At 54.2% G+C, this 15,644-nt stretch carries 15 protein-coding genes and 1 pseudogene; 7 read left to right on the top strand and 9 right to left on the bottom strand.

All coding sequences use genetic code 11. The features are described 5' to 3' along the window. Positions 1-70 precede the first annotated feature (70 nt). Positions 71-520, top strand: coding sequence for a DNA polymerase III subunit chi (locus LF929_RS18585; RefSeq protein ID WP_226093093.1), 450 nt, complete (start codon positions 71-73; stop codon positions 518-520). Between the two features lie 13 nt (positions 521-533). Continuing rightward, positions 534-3,389, top strand: a complete 2,856-nt coding sequence (locus LF929_RS18590; protein ID WP_226093092.1) for a valine--tRNA ligase — start codon at positions 534-536, stop codon at positions 3,387-3,389. A 195-nt stretch (positions 3,390-3,584) separates the two neighbouring features. Here the strand turns inward: LF929_RS18590 and LF929_RS18595 are convergent, their stop codons facing one another. The 4 genes and pseudogenes from LF929_RS18595 to LF929_RS18610 form a co-directional block, all read right to left on the bottom strand. Beyond that, on the bottom strand, positions 3,585-5,204 hold the full coding sequence (locus LF929_RS18595) for a methyl-accepting chemotaxis protein (protein WP_168364799.1): 1,620 nt from the start codon (positions 5,202-5,204) through the stop codon (positions 3,585-3,587). Between the two features lie 141 nt (positions 5,205-5,345). Beyond that, positions 5,346-6,413 (bottom strand): alpha/beta fold hydrolase, encoded by a 1,068-nt coding sequence (locus LF929_RS18600; RefSeq protein WP_226093091.1) that lies wholly within the window; start codon positions 6,411-6,413, stop codon positions 5,346-5,348. A 304-nt stretch (positions 6,414-6,717) separates the two neighbouring features. Continuing rightward, positions 6,718-7,199: pseudogene (locus tag LF929_RS18605) on the bottom strand (GNAT family N-acetyltransferase). A 23-nt stretch (positions 7,200-7,222) separates the two neighbouring features. Then, positions 7,223-7,810 carry a helix-turn-helix domain-containing protein gene (locus LF929_RS18610; protein ID WP_038906856.1) on the bottom strand — a complete coding sequence of 196 codons (588 nt, stop codon included), beginning with the start codon at positions 7,808-7,810 and terminating at the stop codon, positions 7,223-7,225. 273 nt (positions 7,811-8,083) lie between these two features. Between LF929_RS18610 and LF929_RS18615 the strand changes: the two genes are divergently transcribed. Continuing rightward, the gene (locus tag LF929_RS18615) at positions 8,084-8,587 is read left to right on the top strand and encodes a GNAT family N-acetyltransferase (RefSeq protein WP_038906855.1); all 504 of its coding nucleotides are present in this window, start codon (positions 8,084-8,086) and stop codon (positions 8,585-8,587) included. Positions 8,588-8,739: 152 nt separating this feature from the next. Here the strand turns inward: LF929_RS18615 and rraB are convergent, their stop codons facing one another. Further along, positions 8,740-9,171, bottom strand: coding sequence for a ribonuclease E inhibitor RraB (gene rraB / locus LF929_RS18620; RefSeq protein WP_012883127.1), 432 nt, complete (start codon positions 9,169-9,171; stop codon positions 8,740-8,742). A gap of 162 nt (positions 9,172-9,333) precedes the next feature. Here rraB and argF point away from each other — a divergent pair, with 162 nt between their 5' ends. Next, positions 9,334-10,350, top strand: a complete 1,017-nt coding sequence (gene argF, locus LF929_RS18625) for an ornithine carbamoyltransferase (protein WP_038906854.1) — start codon at positions 9,334-9,336, stop codon at positions 10,348-10,350. Between the two features lie 170 nt (positions 10,351-10,520). Here the strand turns inward: argF and LF929_RS18630 are convergent, their stop codons facing one another. Next, positions 10,521-11,957 (bottom strand): 6-phospho-beta-glucosidase, encoded by a 1,437-nt coding sequence (locus LF929_RS18630; protein ID WP_210174438.1) that lies wholly within the window; start codon positions 11,955-11,957, stop codon positions 10,521-10,523. A gap of 262 nt (positions 11,958-12,219) precedes the next feature. After that, on the bottom strand, positions 12,220-12,687 hold the full coding sequence (locus tag LF929_RS18635; RefSeq protein WP_016943023.1) for a YhcH/YjgK/YiaL family protein: 468 nt from the start codon (positions 12,685-12,687) through the stop codon (positions 12,220-12,222). A gap of 410 nt (positions 12,688-13,097) precedes the next feature. Here LF929_RS18635 and pyrB point away from each other — a divergent pair, with 410 nt between their 5' ends. The 3 genes from pyrB to ridA all read left to right on the top strand — a co-directional run bounded on the left by pyrB (position 13,098) and on the right by ridA (position 15,013). Continuing rightward, on the top strand, positions 13,098-14,033 hold the full coding sequence (pyrB, locus tag LF929_RS18640; protein WP_016943024.1) for an aspartate carbamoyltransferase: 936 nt from the start codon (positions 13,098-13,100) through the stop codon (positions 14,031-14,033). Between the two features lie 16 nt (positions 14,034-14,049). Beyond that, complete coding sequence (gene pyrI, locus LF929_RS18645; RefSeq protein ID WP_012883122.1) at positions 14,050-14,514, top strand: aspartate carbamoyltransferase regulatory subunit; 465 nt, start codon at positions 14,050-14,052, stop codon at positions 14,512-14,514. A gap of 112 nt (positions 14,515-14,626) precedes the next feature. Beyond that, positions 14,627-15,013: a 2-iminobutanoate/2-iminopropanoate deaminase gene (gene ridA, locus LF929_RS18650; protein ID WP_012883121.1), complete on the top strand. Its 387-nt coding sequence runs from the start codon at positions 14,627-14,629 to the stop codon at positions 15,011-15,013. Positions 15,014-15,103: 90 nt separating this feature from the next. Here the strand turns inward: ridA and LF929_RS18655 are convergent, their stop codons facing one another. Next, entirely contained in the window at positions 15,104-15,427 is a 324-nt protein-coding gene (locus LF929_RS18655) for a type II toxin-antitoxin system RelE/ParE family toxin (RefSeq protein ID WP_210174439.1), read from the bottom strand. Further along, positions 15,396-15,632 (bottom strand): ParD-like family protein, encoded by a 237-nt coding sequence (locus LF929_RS18660; protein ID WP_012883119.1) that lies wholly within the window; start codon positions 15,630-15,632, stop codon positions 15,396-15,398. The genes LF929_RS18655 and LF929_RS18660 overlap by 32 nt, the downstream gene beginning before the upstream one ends. Positions 15,633-15,644: the final 12 nt, after the last annotated feature.

Raw genomic sequence — 15,644 nt, forward strand, 5'->3', positions numbered from 1 at the left:
TCCGGCCTGATCCCCGCGCTTGCGGGGATTTGTTATTCTGTCTGTAACCCTCATCGGTATGCGGAGCACCATGAAAAACGCGACCTTCTATCTCATCGAGAGCGACCGCTCCAGCGGCGAGTTGAACGCCTGTGAAGTGCTGGCCTGTGAGCTGGCTGCCGCGCGCTGGCGCGCGGGTCAGCGCGTACTGATCGCCTGTGAAGACGAGCAACAGGCACTCAGGCTGGACGAAGCGTTGTGGCAGCGTGAACCCCACGCGTTCGTGCCGCACAATCTGGCGGGTGAAGGGCCGCGGCAAGGCTCACCGGTAGAGCTGGCCTGGCCGCAAAAACGCGGCAACGCACCACGCGACCTGTTGATTAGCCTAATGCCGCAGTTCGCAGATTTTGCCACCTCTTTCCATGAAGTGATAGACTTCGTCCCTTACGACGAATCTCTGAAACAGTTGGCGCGCGACCGCTACAAAGCCTATCGCAGCGTCGGCTTCCAATTGACCACGGCGACGCCGCCAACTCACTGACTTTTTGAGCATAATGGAAAAGACATACAACCCGCACGATATCGAGCAGCCGCTGTACGAGCACTGGGAACAACAGGGTTACTTCAAACCCAACGGCGACACCAGCAAAGAAAGTTTCAGCATCATGATCCCGCCGCCCAACGTGACCGGCAGCCTGCACATGGGCCATGCTTTCCAGCAAACCATTATGGATACGATGATCCGCTACCAGCGTATGCAGGGTAAAAACACCCTGTGGCAGGCAGGTACCGACCATGCTGGTATCGCCACCCAGATGGTCGTGGAACGTAAAATCGCCGCTGAAGAAGGCAAAACCCGCCATGATTACGGCCGTGATGCCTTCATCGATAAAATCTGGCAGTGGAAGGCAGAATCCGGCGGCACCATTACCCGTCAGATGCGTCGCCTGGGCAACTCAGTAGACTGGGAGCGCGAGCGTTTCACCATGGACGACGGCTTGTCCAACGCGGTGAAAGAAGTGTTTGTGCGCTTGTATCAGGAAGACTTGATCTACCGTGGCAAACGTCTGGTGAACTGGGACCCGAAACTGCGCACCGCCATCTCCGATTTGGAAGTGGAAAACCGCGACGTCAAAGGCTCGATGTGGCACCTGCGCTACCCGCTGGCGGACGGCGCAAAAACCGCCGACGGTAAAGATTATCTGGTGGTCGCTACCACCCGTCCGGAAACCGTTCTGGGTGATACTGGTGTGGCGGTCAACCCGGAAGATCCGCGCTATAAAGATCTGATCGGCAAGTTTTTGATCCTGCCGCTGGTTGGTCGCCGTATTCCGATCGTCGGTGACGAACACGCCGATATGGAAAAAGGCACCGGCTGCGTGAAGATCACCCCGGCGCACGACTTCAACGACTACGAAGTCGGTAAACGCCATCAGTTGCCGATGATCAATATCCTGACGTTCGACGGCGATATCCGCCAGGAAGCGGAAGTCTTCAACACCAACGGCGAATCCAGCACCGTCTACAGCAATGACATTCCCGACGCGTTCCGCGGGCTGGAGCGTTTTGCTGCCCGTAAAGCGGTGGTCGCGGCGTTTGACGAGCTGGGCCTGCTGGAAGAAATTAAAGCGCACGACCTGACCGTTCCTTATGGCGACCGTGGCGGCGTGGTCATCGAGCCGATGCTGACCGACCAGTGGTACGTCCGTGCCGCTGTGCTGGCCAAACCGGCGGTGGAAGCGGTGGAAGACGGCCGTATCCAGTTCGTTCCGAAACAGTACGAAAACATGTACTTCAGTTGGATGCGCGACATTCAGGACTGGTGTATCTCCCGTCAGCTGTGGTGGGGTCATCGCATCCCGGCATGGTACGACGATAACGGCAAGGTCTACGTCGGCCGTGATGAACAAGAAGTGCGCCGCGAGAATCATCTGGCGGCAGATGTGGCGTTGCGCCAGGACGACGACGTGCTGGATACCTGGTTCTCCTCCGCCCTGTGGACGTTCTCCACACTCGGCTGGCCGGAGCAAACCCCGGAACTGAAAGCCTTCCACCCCAGCAGCGTGATGGTCAGCGGCTTTGACATCATTTTCTTCTGGATCGCCCGCATGATCATGATGACCATGCACTTCATCAAAGATGAAGACGGCAAGCCACAGGTACCGTTCCATACCGTCTACATGACCGGCCTTATCCGCGATGAGGAAGGCCAGAAGATGTCTAAATCCAAGGGCAACGTGATCGACCCGCTGGATATGGTGGACGGTATTTCGCTGGAAGCACTGCTGGAAAAACGCACCGGCAATATGATGCAGCCACAGCTGGCGGAAAAAATCCGCAAGCGCACCGAAAAACAGTTCCCGAACGGCATTGAACCGCACGGCACCGATGCCCTGCGCTTTACGCTGGCGGCGCTGGCTTCTACTGGCCGCGACATCAACTGGGACATGAAACGTCTGGAAGGGTACCGCAACTTCTGTAATAAGCTGTGGAACGCCAGCCGTTTCGTGCTGATGAATACCGAAGAGCAGGATTGCGGTTTTAACGGTGGCGAAAAAGTGCTGTCACTGGCAGACCGTTGGATTCTGGCGGAATTCAACCGCACAGTGAAAGCCTATCGCGAAGCGCTGGACAGCTACCGTTTCGACCTGGCAGCCAACGTGCTCTACGAGTTCACCTGGAACCAGTTCTGTGACTGGTATCTGGAGCTGACCAAGCCGGTGATGAACGGCGGCAGCGACGCTGAACTGCGCGGCACACGTCATACGCTGGTCACGGTACTGGAAGCGCTGTTGCGTCTGGCTCACCCGATCATCCCGTTCATTACCGAAACCATCTGGCAACGAGTGAAGGTACTGAAAGGCGTGAGCGCCGATACGATTATGCTGCAGCCGTTCCCGGCCTTTGATGCCGCACTGGAAGACGAGCTGGCGTTTAACGATCTGGAGTGGATCAAGCAAGCGATTATCGCGGTACGTAACATCCGTGCCGAAATGAACATCGCGCCCAGCAAGCCGCTGGCGCTGCTGCTGCGCGACGCGTCCGCCGATGCCACCCGCCGTGTGCAGGACAACCTCGGCTTTATTCAGACGCTGGCGCGTCTGGAGAGCATCACGCTGTTACCGGCTGGCGATAAAGGCCCGGTCTCCGTCACCAAGCTGGTAGAGGGCGCTGAGCTGCTGATCCCGATGGCAGGCCTTATCGACAAAGTAGCCGAACTGGACAGGCTGGCCAAAGAAGTGGCGAAACTCGAGGTGGAAATCGGCCGCATCGACAGCAAGCTGTCCAACGAAGGTTTTGTCGCGCGCGCACCAGAAGCCGTGGTTGCCAAAGAGCGTGAAAAACGCGACGGTTACGCCGCCGCCAAAGCTAAACTGCTGGAACAACAGGCCACCATCGCTGCACTGTAATCACGCTACAGGCTAACACCGGTACACCCGGTATTAGCCTGCTTGATAGCCATTTGATTGATGAATGCTTGATTGATGAAAAGAAAAAAGCCCTGCGTATTATCGCGGGGCTTTTTATTTGATGAGCGGTTATTTCATACGCTGCTATTTCATGCACTGCTATTTGATGTAACGCTGACCACTATCCGGTGCGACTTACCGTGAACCAACCAGTGCGACGCGCGGCTGTGTTCCGAGGTTGTCGCCCAATCGGTGTTGAGGCTCGTTATCCAGCCGGAAACTGGCTATCGACTGTTGCAGGTGTGTCACCTGTGCCTGTAGCGAGCTTGCCGCCGTCGCCACCTCAGCCACCAGGCTGGCGTTCTGCTGGGTCACGCCGTCCATCTGAGTGATCGCGATATTGATCTGCGAAATCCCCCGGCTCTGTTCACCGGAAGACAGCATGATCTCACCCATGATATCCACCACTTTGCGGACATCCGACAGGATCTCATCCATAGTCTTACCGGCCATTTCCACCAGCCCGGCACCTTTTTCAATGCGGCTTAGCGAGTTATCGATCATAGAACCGATCTCTTTGGCCGCCGTGGCACTACGTTGCGCCAGGGTACGCACTTCGGATGCCACCACCGCAAAGCCTTTACCCTGCTCCCCTGCCCGTGCCGCTTCCACCGCCGCGTTCAGCGCCAGCAGGTTGGTCTGAAAGGCGATACCGTCAATCACACCGACGATATCGGAAATACGGGCCGAGCTCTGCTGGATAGAACGCATGGTATCGACCACTTCCGTCACCACATTGCCACCGCGAGAAGCGGAATCCGACGCTTTCTGCGCCAGATCGTTGGCTTTGCGCGTGTTGTCTTCATTGTTGCTGACCGTGGACAGAATCTGCTCCATGCTGGAAGCCGTTTCATCCAGCGATGCCGCCTGCTGCTCAGTACGGCTGGAGAGATCAATGTTGCCGGAAGCAATCTCTTCAACGCCGACGCTGATGGCGTCGGTGCCGTTACGTACCGCCCGCACCATGTTTTCCAGCCCATCGCGCATATGCTGTACCGCACCGAACAACTGAGCAATTTCGTTATTGCCGCGAATCTCAATGTTGGCGCGCAGGTCACCTTGCGCAATACGACCAAACACGCTAATCGCCTGATTGAGTGGTTTCACCACCAGGTTGGTCAAAATCGACCAGGCCAGCGCCGCCAGCACCAACGCACAGACGATCACCACCGACAAAATAACCTGCATGCGGCTGACGCGTTCGTTAGAATCGCTGTAAGCCTCGTCAATGCTCTGACGTTTGTACTGCACCAGCTTTTTCGACGCGTTGTCAAAGTCGGCGTACAGCGTGGTAGATTTCCCGGCACGCTGCCGGTAATCATCCAGATTCCCGGCTTCCAGCGCGGTAAACGCCGGATTGATGAACTCATTCATCAGGGTGTCGCGTTTGTTAGCCATGTCGGAAGAAATGACTTTTTCCGGTTCAGATTGCGGGTAAGTCAGGTACTCCTGCCACTTTTTACCAGCATCATCAATTTTGCCTCTGGCACGTTTAAGCGCCACAGAGGCGGCCTCTTTATCCCCTTTCCCCATCAGGGATTCATACAGCCGTAAATCCAGACGGGCGCGCAATAGCAATTCCGAGCTTTCATTTAACGCCACCAGCCCCGGCAGCACCACCGTATCCACATGTGCGAACGATTTATTCCCCGACTGAACGGCAACCAGCCCCAGCACGCCGACAATTAACGACAGTACTGCCAAAGAAAACACCATAATACTGAGTGTTGTGCGGATCTTGATCTTACGAAACATAATTGTCCCTGCTGTTTGGTCAATGAAAAACCATGAGCTTCAACTCACACGTAAACCGCAACAAAAATGAAAAGGAAATATCATGAAAGGAAGGGCCGACATGATTATGTTTAGGCGTCGGCCCGTTACGGTTACTTTTTGTTATTGCTTATGGGCGGGTACCGCGGCCAAAAATTCACCCAACTTATTTTTATAAAACTTCGCCGACATCATGGTGGCATGACCGCTGGTTTCCTTACTTGCCGGAATCAAAAACAATTCGGCATGCTTCACTTTCTTAAGCTCACTTTCCAATATTCCTGTTTCAACCGGATTACGCTCATCATCAGCAGAGTTAATCACCAGCAATGGCGCTTTGATGCGGCCCAACTCCGGTGAGGCGTTGTAATCCGCCGAGGAATTCCAGATGTAAATAAAGTCGTTAGCATCGGCCGTGACAGGGGCAGCCAGACGCTCATCGACCAGCTTGTCCGCCAGCGCACGCGTCGGCGCTTTGCTCTGATAGCCTAACGTACCGCCCGTGGTAGCGATGCTGAACATGATGTTGGCTGTCTGCAATGACGGCGGCTGCGTGGTGTAGTCACCGTTTTTCCAGGCCGGATCGCGCTTGATGGTTTCAATTAACATCCGGCGCAGCATCCAGTTACGGCCAGATAATTCATTCGGCTGTGAGGCCATTGGCACCAGCGCATCCATCATATCCGGGTATTTTTCACCCCACATCCAGGTTTGCATCCCGCCCATCGAGTACCCCATCACCAAACGTAGATGGGTAATACCGAGACCTTCGGTCAACAGCCGATATTGCGCCAGCACCATATCGTCGTAGTCGTATTGCGGGAATTTTGTGCGCAGGCCGTCAGACGGTTTGGCGGATTTTCCGGAGCCGATGCTTTCGGGAATAATGATGAAATACTTGCTGGCATCCAGCGGTTGGCCGGGGCCGAATAACTCACCGCCAAAACCCGCCGCCAATAATGCACTCACCGGCTGATTCGTCCCGTGCAGCAATAAAACTGCCGGCTTCTTACTGTCACCCACGGTGTAATAATGGATACGGAGATGATCGATGGTTTCTCCGGTATGGAATCGGAATTCAGGTGCGACCCAATTCCCTTCTTGTGGCTGTAATGTTTGTGCGGTCGAAAAAGAGGAAAAAACGAGCAACAACATCAGAGCAGCCAGCCGAGACAACAAGCGGTTAACCATAAAACAACGCTTCCGTAATCATAGACGAGGGGCTTCGATGTTAATATTTCCCGTAAAATATCCCAATAACGCTCGCTGACTAATGATTAAAAAAATAATTATATGCCGATGATTTTAGTTATATCGGCATATAATTTAACCTTAAAGAATAATCACGAAATAATCCGTGTCACCGTTCTGCGCAGGCACGCCATGCGTAGCATCATGGGTAGTATAAAGAGCGCCTGATGTTCCCTGCTGGTTGTCGATATTGTCGTCTGAGGACAAAGAAGTACTGAAATCAGGCGTCAAAACAGCGCCGCCATCACAGCGATAAATGCAGGAACTGATTGAATTCGCTGGCCGTATACTCAGCGAACGCGCCGCCATTAACAAAACCGTGTTTACGATACAGCGTCAGCGCGGGTTCAAACGCCGGGCCGCGGCCCGTTTCCAGACTCAGGCGTGGCAAGCCGCGTCGGCGGGCCTCATCCACAATATGCGCCAGCAGATAGCCCGCCACGCCCTGACGTAAGCACTGCGGATGGGTGCGCATCGATTTCAGTTCTCCGCTCCCCTCCGTCAGCATTTTCAACGCGCCGATACCGGCTTCTGCTCGCCACGCCAGACGCTCCAGAACGTAATATCCGGCGACTGCAGGCCGGACAAATCCAGTGCGAATACACTTTCTGGCGGCGAATTATCGTGCATTCCCGCCAGATGCAGGGCCACCAGCGCTCGGGTTGCCTCACCGGTCAGGTCATCAATGCGAATCGTCAGCGGTTCCTGGTGGGATGTCACTGTCATCATTCAACTCCTTAGCAAAACGGTCAGGGGGTACAAATCGCTATCAGGTAACGAACCGGGTCAGGGCCGGGATTATGAAACCCCGAACTGCCATACAGGCGATAACGCAGGCTGTCTTGTGGGCCAAGCGTGTGGATAACCCCTTCCAGCGTTATTGTCAGTTGACCGTCCAGCACATACAGGTGGTGTTCCAGCCCCGCGAGTGGCGGCGCGTTATAGTCGATACGCGCACCCGCCGGTAACTCGCCGTGAATCATTTCGGCCCGAAAACCAGCGGAAGACGGGGAGACGACACGACGGATAAACCCGGTTTCCGGGTCAACCCACACCGGCTGCTGCGTGACGCTCAGTTTCTGGGGCAACGGGAGTTCGACTTCAGCCAGCAAACCCGACATCGTGCAGCCGTATACCGCACACAAGCGGCCTAGCAATACCGCCGTCGGGCTCGACTCCAGACGCTCCAGACGCGACAAGGTCGCCCGGCTGATGCCGCTGCGCTGCGACAGTTCGTCCAGCGACCAGCCACGCTCACGGCGTAGTGCCGCCAGCCGTTCAGCCAGACGACGATCCGTTTCGCAAAGGCGATCGGTTTCAGAAAGAGAAGGTTCCATCGCGTATCCTGAATGTCAACTTTGATAAAAAATCTCACATATGAGAATTCAGATCAAGATCTGAACGAAGAGAAACCGCATCAAACCGCAGCCCTCGGGTGACAACCTGTTGCTTCCCCCTCGGGTTGCGCTTTTCACAACAGCCGTTATCAATAACAGGTTTTGAGGCGGCACATCGGTGCGTATAATCGCCGATGCATATCACATCGGAGCACGTCAGCCTGTTGCCGACGTTTTCGACCTGACCGGATTCTGCCGATAAGAGTGAGCAACATGACAACTTCAGCGCCAATCTCCCTGCTGACCCGCCCGATTACGGCCACCGACAACGCGGCGATTGCCCGTGTTATTCGTCTGGTTTCCGCTGAATTCGGCCTGACTGCCGACAAAGGGTATACCGTCTCCGACCCTAACCTGGACCAGCTGTTCGAACTCTATTGTCGTCCTGCCAGTGCCTATTGGGTGGTGGAATGTGACGGTGAAGTGGTCGGTGGCGGCGGGCTGGCCCCGTTGTCAGGCGGCGAAGCGGATGTCTGTGAATTACAGAAAATGTATTTCCTGCCGCTGGCGCGTGGTAGGGGTATTGCCCGGCAGTTGGCTGAGCAGGCGCTGGCCTTTGGCCGTGAGCAAGGGTTTCGCCGCTGTTATCTGGAAACCACCGCACACCTGACCAGTGCTATCACGCTGTATGAAAAGTTGGGTTTTCAACACATTGCGCATGCCATGGGCAACACCGGCCATGTCGACTGTGAAGTCAGGATGTTAAAAATACTGTGATGTTAAAAAATGCGGTGATGTCAAAAATACTGTAATAGCAAAAATGCGGTAAAGACGCAGGTGGCATCACGGCACACCACGCAGAAAACATATCGCCCGGTACAAACCGGGCGACAGGTTCACAAGATAGTCATTGACCAGGCATTCAGGCATTAATGACGTTTGCCGTCATCGTCCTCGTCATAAAAATCTTCGTCTTCACCGAACTCGTCTTCATCGTCTTCGCCGTTCGGGTCTTCAAAGTAGGTGCCCCAGCCGTCATAGTTGACCCCATGACGTTCAGCCAGCGACAGCAGTTGTTCCACCTGCTGGTCGATAAGCTCGGCGTTCAGCGCCACTTCGCTGATAGCGTCGCAGCACATCAGCACCACGCCGTCTTCCATTTCCATCTCTTCAGCGTCGGTCACTTCGTAACCCAGCTTGAACGCGTCTACCGCCACTTTCTCCAGTTCTTCAAACTTCTCGGCTGAGAAATGGTGTTCAATGGTGTAGAGCGCATCGGGGTCGCTGCCGTCCTCCAGCAGTTCTTCGATGATCAGGCGGGTCTCTTCACGTTGTTCTTCCAGCAGTTCGCGGTTTGCCATGTCTCAGTCCTCATCAAAGCGGCAAAGATGACAGCCATTTTCCCACAGGCCAGCCTCTCTCTCCACCAGAAAGTTTGAACACGACACTTGAATTTGAATATTTACACATATAAAGTGAATTTTAATTCAACCGAAGTGTTGAGCCACATGGAGAAGACAACAATGAACCCGTTCTATAAACGCCATTTTTTACGGTTGATGGATTTCACCCCCGCTGAAATCAACAGCCTGCTGACCCTCGCTGCCACCCTCAAAACGAATAAGAAAAACGGCTCCGAGACTCGCCACCTGCAAGGTAAAAACATCGCACTCATCTTCGAAAAAGATTCGACCCGTACTCGTTGCTCTTTCGAAGTTGCTGCATACGATCAGGGCGCGCAGGTCACTTACCTCGGCCCGAGCGGTAGCCAGATAGGCCACAAAGAATCCATGAAAGACACCGCCCGGGTGCTGGGCCGCATGTATGACGGCATCCAGTATCGTGGCTACGGTCAGGTGCTGGTGGAAACGCTGGCGGAATTTTCCGGCGTGCCGGTGTGGAACGGGCTGACCAATGAATTTCACCCAACCCAGTTGCTGGCGGATCTGCTGACCATGCAGGAACACCTGCCGGGTAAACCGCTGTCGGGCATGAAGCTGGCCTATGTGGGCGATACCCGCAATAACATGGGCAACAGTATGCTGGAAGCCGCCGCTATCACCGGGCTGGAGCTAAGATTGATCGCGCCGAAAGCCTGCTGGCCGGATGCGGGACTGGTGGCGGAATGTCAGGCAGCGGCAGCCAAAACCGGCGGTTCTATCACGCTGACGGAAGATGTCGTGAGCGGAGTCAACGGTGTGGACTTTATCTACACCGACGTGTGGGTTTCGATGGGTGAGCCGAAAGAGGTGTGGCAACAGCGTATCAACCTGCTGCGGCCGTATCAGGTCAATGCCGCGATGATTGCCGCCACCGGCAACCCACAGGTGAAATTCCTGCACTGCCTGCCAGCATTTCATGATGACCAGACCACCCTTGGCAAGCAAATGGCCGAACAGTATGGCTTGCACAATGGCATGGAAGTCACCAACGACGTGTTTGAATCAGCTCACAGCATTGTGTTTGATCAGGCAGAGAACCGCATGCACACCATCAAAGCGGTGATGGTCGCGACATTGAGCCAGAGCGTTGAACTGTAAGATCGGCGAACTGTAAGATCGGTGAATTGTGTAGCGCCTTGAGCTGCCAGTCTGCCAACAGCTGCGCTATTGCGGTCATATCGGCGATATCCATGATATCGCTCGGTAACGGGGCCAGATAACTGAGGTGTAACCCGCGTTATCCGGCCCACACGCACATCCTGAAATACTTACAGCACCTCGCCATTTGAGGCGATCACCCGCTGATACCAGTAGAAGGATTTTTTCGGCGTACGCGCCAGCGTTCCGGTGCCGTCATCGTGCTTGTCGACGTAGATAAAACCGTAACGCTTCGCCATCTCGCCGGTGGTGAACGACACCAGGTCGATACAACCCCACGGCGTGTACCCCATCAGGTCAACGCCATCTTCCCATACCGCCGCCTTCATGGCTTCAATATGCGAGCGCAGGTAATCGATGCGGTAATCATCCTGACACACGCCATTCGCATCCGGCTTGTCGATAGCACCCAGCCCGTTTTCGACAATAAACAATGGCACTTCATAGCGTTCATACAAGGTCACCAGGGCATGGCGCAACCCGGTTGGGTCAATCTGCCATCCCCAGTCGCTGGCTTTCAGGTGCGGATTGGCAATCGACTGTTCAGAACTGCCGTCCATGCTGGCTGCAATGTGACTATGTACATCGTGCTTCACCACGTTCGACATGTAGTAGCTAAACCCAATGTAATCCGACTTGCCTTCCCGAAGGATCTGCTCGTCTTGTGGCTCCATGTGAATGTGATAACCCTTGAGCGCCCACTCGCGCCGGGCATAGGCCGGGTAATGGCCACGCACCTGCACGTCGGTGAAGTAGAAACGGTCGTGCATCGCACGTGTCGCCAGCATCACGTCCTGCGGATGGCAGGAATACGGGTAGTACGGTACGAAGGCGCACATGCAGCCCACTTTGATATCCGGGTTGATATCGTGCGCTTTTTTGACGATCAGCGCGCTGGCGACGAACTGGTGATGCACCGCCTGATACATCGCTTCTTCCGGCTTCGCCTTCTGCGGGAATTTCACCCCGGAACACATCCAACCGAAAATCTCCGCCGATACATTCTTCTGGTTATTGATCTCGTTGAACGTCATCCAGTATTTCACTTTGTGCTGATAGCGCGCGATAACCGTGGCAGCGAAATGCACAAAGCAATCCAGCGTCTTGCGACTCATCCAGCCGTCGTACTGCTGCACCAGATGCAACGGCATCTCAAAATGGCTGAGAGTGAGTACCGGCTCAATGCCGTGTTTGAGTAACTCGTCGATCAGGTCGTCATAAAACTGAAGCCCGGCCTCACACGGCTCAACCTCATCACCATGAGGAAAAATACGCGTCCAGGCAATACTGGTGCGAAAACACTTGAAGCCCATTTCCGCAAACAGCGCAATGTCATCCTTGTAGCGATGATAAAAGTCGATCGCTTCGTGGTTCGGGTAGGACTCGCCGGGGATCACTCCATCGGTAATACGGCGCAGTGTGCCGTGTGCACCGGCGGTAAGCACATCCACCACGCTGGGGCCTTTGCCGCCCGCATTCCAGCCACCTTCCAACTGATGTGCGGCTACCGCACCACCCCATAAAAAACCTGCGGGTAATTGACTCATCTCTTTTCCTCTCACAGAAACTGAAACCGGTTTCAGAGTGCATCAACTTTATCGCCACTGCAACCGGTTTCAGTCATGAATCACGATGAAGAGAGGAGCCGATACCGGGCAGGATCAGGCAAAGGAGGAAAGAAACAGTACGGCGAGAAAATCAACGACAGAGGAATTGAGGATATTGAAATCAACGAGCCAGGGAGAGCGCAAGGCGCACTCTCCCATTACCGATATCCCGTTACAGGCATGACGGCTTGCGGTGGTCAGGTTACCGCACCAGCGTGGCGTCGATTTTCACGACCGCCTTGCGCACATGTGCTGGCTCGCCAACGGCACACAGCGGTTTATGTACTTCACCGGGGAAGAACACCACAAAATCGCCGGTCTGCAGTATCACCTGCTTTTCCTGCTCGCCAGACGGCAGGAAGGCGATATCTTTATCCGCCAGCCAGTCCACATCCGGTTTGCCTGCTGGCAAGTTGCTGAAGGTCATCCCTTCCGTGCCGTTTAGCACAATCTGGATATCCAGGTATTTGGCATGATACTCGGCACGGCGTTTCTCAAACGGTTCTGTACTGTCATTCGACACCAGCACAAACACCTTATTGCCGTCGATATCGTGCTTGCCAAGCGGGGTATCAGCGTTGATATGCTGCTTCACATACTCAATCGCCTCGCGCAGTTTGGCTGGCAGATAGGGGAATAGATCCAGATGGTCGACATTACCGGTAATCATGACTGCTCCTATAAATAAACAAACTGAAACAATGTTTTGATTCCTTATACTCCTGTCGGCATCACGCTGCCAGCCAGCAAGCGTAAAAAAGTGATCCGAACCGTGCGTTTGAGCGAATGGTGAAACACCTAACCGCAACCGATTGCTCACCGCGAAAAGACAGCGTTTTTCTGCTTGAATTCACCTCTTCGGCGCGTATAATTCCGGACAATTTGCCGGGAGGGAACATGTCTAACGCTGCTGTTTTTGTGGGTGTCTTACCGCAACTGCCTGTTGGCAGCATGACGGCGTTTTTCCTTCCGTTGCCTGACAGATTTATAAAAAAAGCCCCTCGTTGAGGGGCTTTTTTTTGCCTGTCGCCGCCAGCCATCCGTTTGTTTACCGGGCCTAACCGAGGGGAGCATAGACACATGGTCAATCCGCTATATAAAAGACACATCATCTCAATCAACGATCTCAGCCGGGACGATCTGGAACTGACGCTCAAGGTGGCGGCCAGCCTGAAAGCCCATCCCCAGCCGGAACTGCTCAAGCACAAAGTGGTCGCCAGCTGTTTCTTTGAGGCTTCTACCCGCACCCGTCTGTCGTTTGAAACCGCTATCCACCGCCTGGGCGCTTCGGTGGTGGGTTTTGCCGACAGCAGCAACACCTCGCTCGGTAAAAAAGGCGAAACGCTGGCCGACACCATTTCCGTTATCAGCAACTATGTGGACGCCATTGTGATGCGCCACCCGCAGGAAGGGGCGGCACGGCTGGCGACCGAGTTCTCCGGCGGCGTACCGGTGTTCAACGCGGGCGACGGTGCCAACCAGCATCCCTCGCAGACATTGCTGGACCTGTTCACCATTCAGGAAACGCAGGGCCGCTTAAGCAACATCAATATCGCGATGGTCGGCGACCTGAAATACGGCCGTACCGTCCATTCATTGACGCAGGCGCTGGCCAAATTCGACGGCAATCGCTTCTACTTCATCTCACCAGATGCGCTGGCGATGCCGGACTACATCCTCAACATGCTGAAAGAGAAAAATATTCCCTACAGCCTGCACACCAGCATTGAGGAAGTGGTACCGCAGTTGGATATTTTGTACATGACCCGCGTTCAGAAAGAGCGTCTGGACCCGTCGGAATACATCAATATCAAATCGCAGTTTATCCTGCGTGCCGCCGACCTGGGCAACGCTCGCGATAACCTGAAAGTCCTGCACCCGCTGCCGCGTATCGATGAAATCACCACCGACGTGGACAGCACCCCTTACGCCTACTACTTCCAGCAGGCAGGTAACGGTATTTACGCGCGCCAGGCTCTGCTGGCGTTGGTTCTGAACAGCGAACTGGTTCTGTGAGAGAGGAGCACACAGCATGACTCACGACAACAAATTACAGGTAGAAGCCATCAAACGCGGTACGGTGATCGACCATATTCCGGCACAGGTTGGCTTCAAATTACTGACGCTGTTCAAACTGACCGCCACCGACCAGCGCATCACCATCGGCCTGAACTTGCCTTCCAACCATCTGGGCCGCAAGGACCTGATCAAGATTGAAAATATCTTTCTGACTGAAGAGCAGGCTAACCAACTGGCGATGTATGCACCGCAAGCCACTGTCAATCAAATCGACAATTACGAAGTGGTACGCAAACTGCACCCGCAATTGCCGTCGCACATTGAAGGTGTACTGACCTGCCCTAACAGCAACTGTATCAGCCGCATCGAGCCGGTCAATTCGTCCTTCAGCATCAAGCAAGTCGGCGCTGACGTGCACCTGAAGTGCAAATACTGCGAGAAAGAATTCGAACGTCAGGCAGTGTTAAACAGTCATTGATGCCAACACGCCGTCAGGAAAACGCCGACTGTGGTATGCAGCATTGGCCTGACGGCGGGCTTTTTGGAATAATGCGGGAGTCGCATCGTTTCAGACATAATCAGGAGAAAACATGTCACGCATTATCAGTACGGAACAGGCACCGGCCGCTATCGGCCCTTACGTTCAGGGTGTTGACCTGGGCAGCATGATCATCACGTCCGGTCAGATCCCGGTGGATCCGAAAACCGGTCTGGTGGCAGACGACGTTACCGCGCAGGCGCGTCAGTCACTGGAAAACGTGAAAGCCATCGTGGAAGCGGCAGGTCTGAAAGTGAGCAATATCGTTAAAACCACGGTGTTCGTGAAAGATCTGAACGACTTCGCCACGGTGAACGCTGCCTATGAAGCCTTCTTCACCGAGCACAACGCGCCGTTCCCGGCTCGTTCCTGCGTGGAAGTGGCTCGTCTGCCGAAAGACGTGAAAATCGAAATCGAAGCTATCGCCGTTCGCGGTTAAGCTCACCCTGTATCACAGGCAGGGATGGTGATTGATTACGAATGTCATCATGCCTGAATAGGCGAACCCCGGCTGATACCGGGGTTTCGTTTATCTGATGAGTTTTAAATCTGACTTTTTTTTCTGTTGCTGATAAAAGTTTTCATGAGAACCTAAGCTCAACAGATGGATGATGAGCTGGCTCTGATTCCAGCTATACCCCAGCAATGTTAACTGGTTGTTCAGCTTGAACTTATGAACCCTTAAATAACTCAAGTCACCTTTCTTTAGCTCACCCAGCTCAGGATTTTCAACAATCGCATCAATCTCATCTTCAACAACAGATCTGAATTGCTGTGGCAATTTGTCCAATGCTTTTTCAAACCGGTTGGTCTGATAAACCTCAATCTCTGCCTGGTTTTGTTCTTCGGACATAACGGGAAACCTTACCATTCTCTACTTCGCTTTGGGCGAGCAAAGTATCCATAATAAATTCATATGTCAGATCAGGATTATCTTCAGCAATCCTGCCGATTCTGGCCCAGTGCTCTATCTGCTTGGGCACACTACGGCTGGATGCTTCTGCATACACCTTGACTTCAGTGACGAAGTCTTCATCCAATCGAATGCTGATAGCCATTTTGTTTACACC

It is taken from the genome of Dickeya oryzae, from assembly GCF_020406815.2.
In the GTDB taxonomy this organism is placed as follows: domain Bacteria; phylum Pseudomonadota; class Gammaproteobacteria; order Enterobacterales; family Enterobacteriaceae; genus Dickeya; species Dickeya oryzae.

Bases quoted from the DNA above. Each gene is read 5' to 3' on its own strand.
- LF929_RS18585 (WP_226093093.1), top strand. From the start codon at position 71: ATGAAAAACGCGACCTTCTATCTCATCGAGAGCGACCGCTCCAGCGGC.
- pyrI (WP_012883122.1), top strand. From the start codon at position 14,050: ATGACTCACGACAACAAATTACAGGTAGAAGCCATCAAACGCGGTACG.
- rraB (WP_012883127.1), bottom strand. From the start codon at position 9,171: ATGGCAAACCGCGAACTGCTGGAAGAACAACGTGAAGAGACCCGCCTG.
- LF929_RS18615 (WP_038906855.1), top strand. From the start codon at position 8,084: ATGACAACTTCAGCGCCAATCTCCCTGCTGACCCGCCCGATTACGGCC.
- LF929_RS18595 (WP_168364799.1), bottom strand. From the start codon at position 5,204: ATGTTTCGTAAGATCAAGATCCGCACAACACTCAGTATTATGGTGTTT.
- LF929_RS18610 (WP_038906856.1), bottom strand. From the start codon at position 7,810: ATGGAACCTTCTCTTTCTGAAACCGATCGCCTTTGCGAAACGGATCGT.
- LF929_RS18630 (WP_210174438.1), bottom strand. From the start codon at position 11,957: ATGAGTCAATTACCCGCAGGTTTTTTATGGGGTGGTGCGGTAGCCGCA.
- LF929_RS18655 (WP_210174439.1), bottom strand. From the start codon at position 15,427: ATGTCCGAAGAACAAAACCAGGCAGAGATTGAGGTTTATCAGACCAAC.
- ridA (WP_012883121.1), top strand. From the start codon at position 14,627: ATGTCACGCATTATCAGTACGGAACAGGCACCGGCCGCTATCGGCCCT.
- pyrB (WP_016943024.1), top strand. From the start codon at position 13,098: ATGGTCAATCCGCTATATAAAAGACACATCATCTCAATCAACGATCTC.
- LF929_RS18660 (WP_012883119.1), bottom strand. From the start codon at position 15,632: ATGGCTATCAGCATTCGATTGGATGAAGACTTCGTCACTGAAGTCAAG.
- LF929_RS18635 (WP_016943023.1), bottom strand. From the start codon at position 12,687: ATGATTACCGGTAATGTCGACCATCTGGATCTATTCCCCTATCTGCCA.
- LF929_RS18600 (WP_226093091.1), bottom strand. From the start codon at position 6,413: ATGGTTAACCGCTTGTTGTCTCGGCTGGCTGCTCTGATGTTGTTGCTC.
- LF929_RS18590 (WP_226093092.1), top strand. From the start codon at position 534: ATGGAAAAGACATACAACCCGCACGATATCGAGCAGCCGCTGTACGAG.
- argF (WP_038906854.1), top strand. From the start codon at position 9,334: ATGAACCCGTTCTATAAACGCCATTTTTTACGGTTGATGGATTTCACC.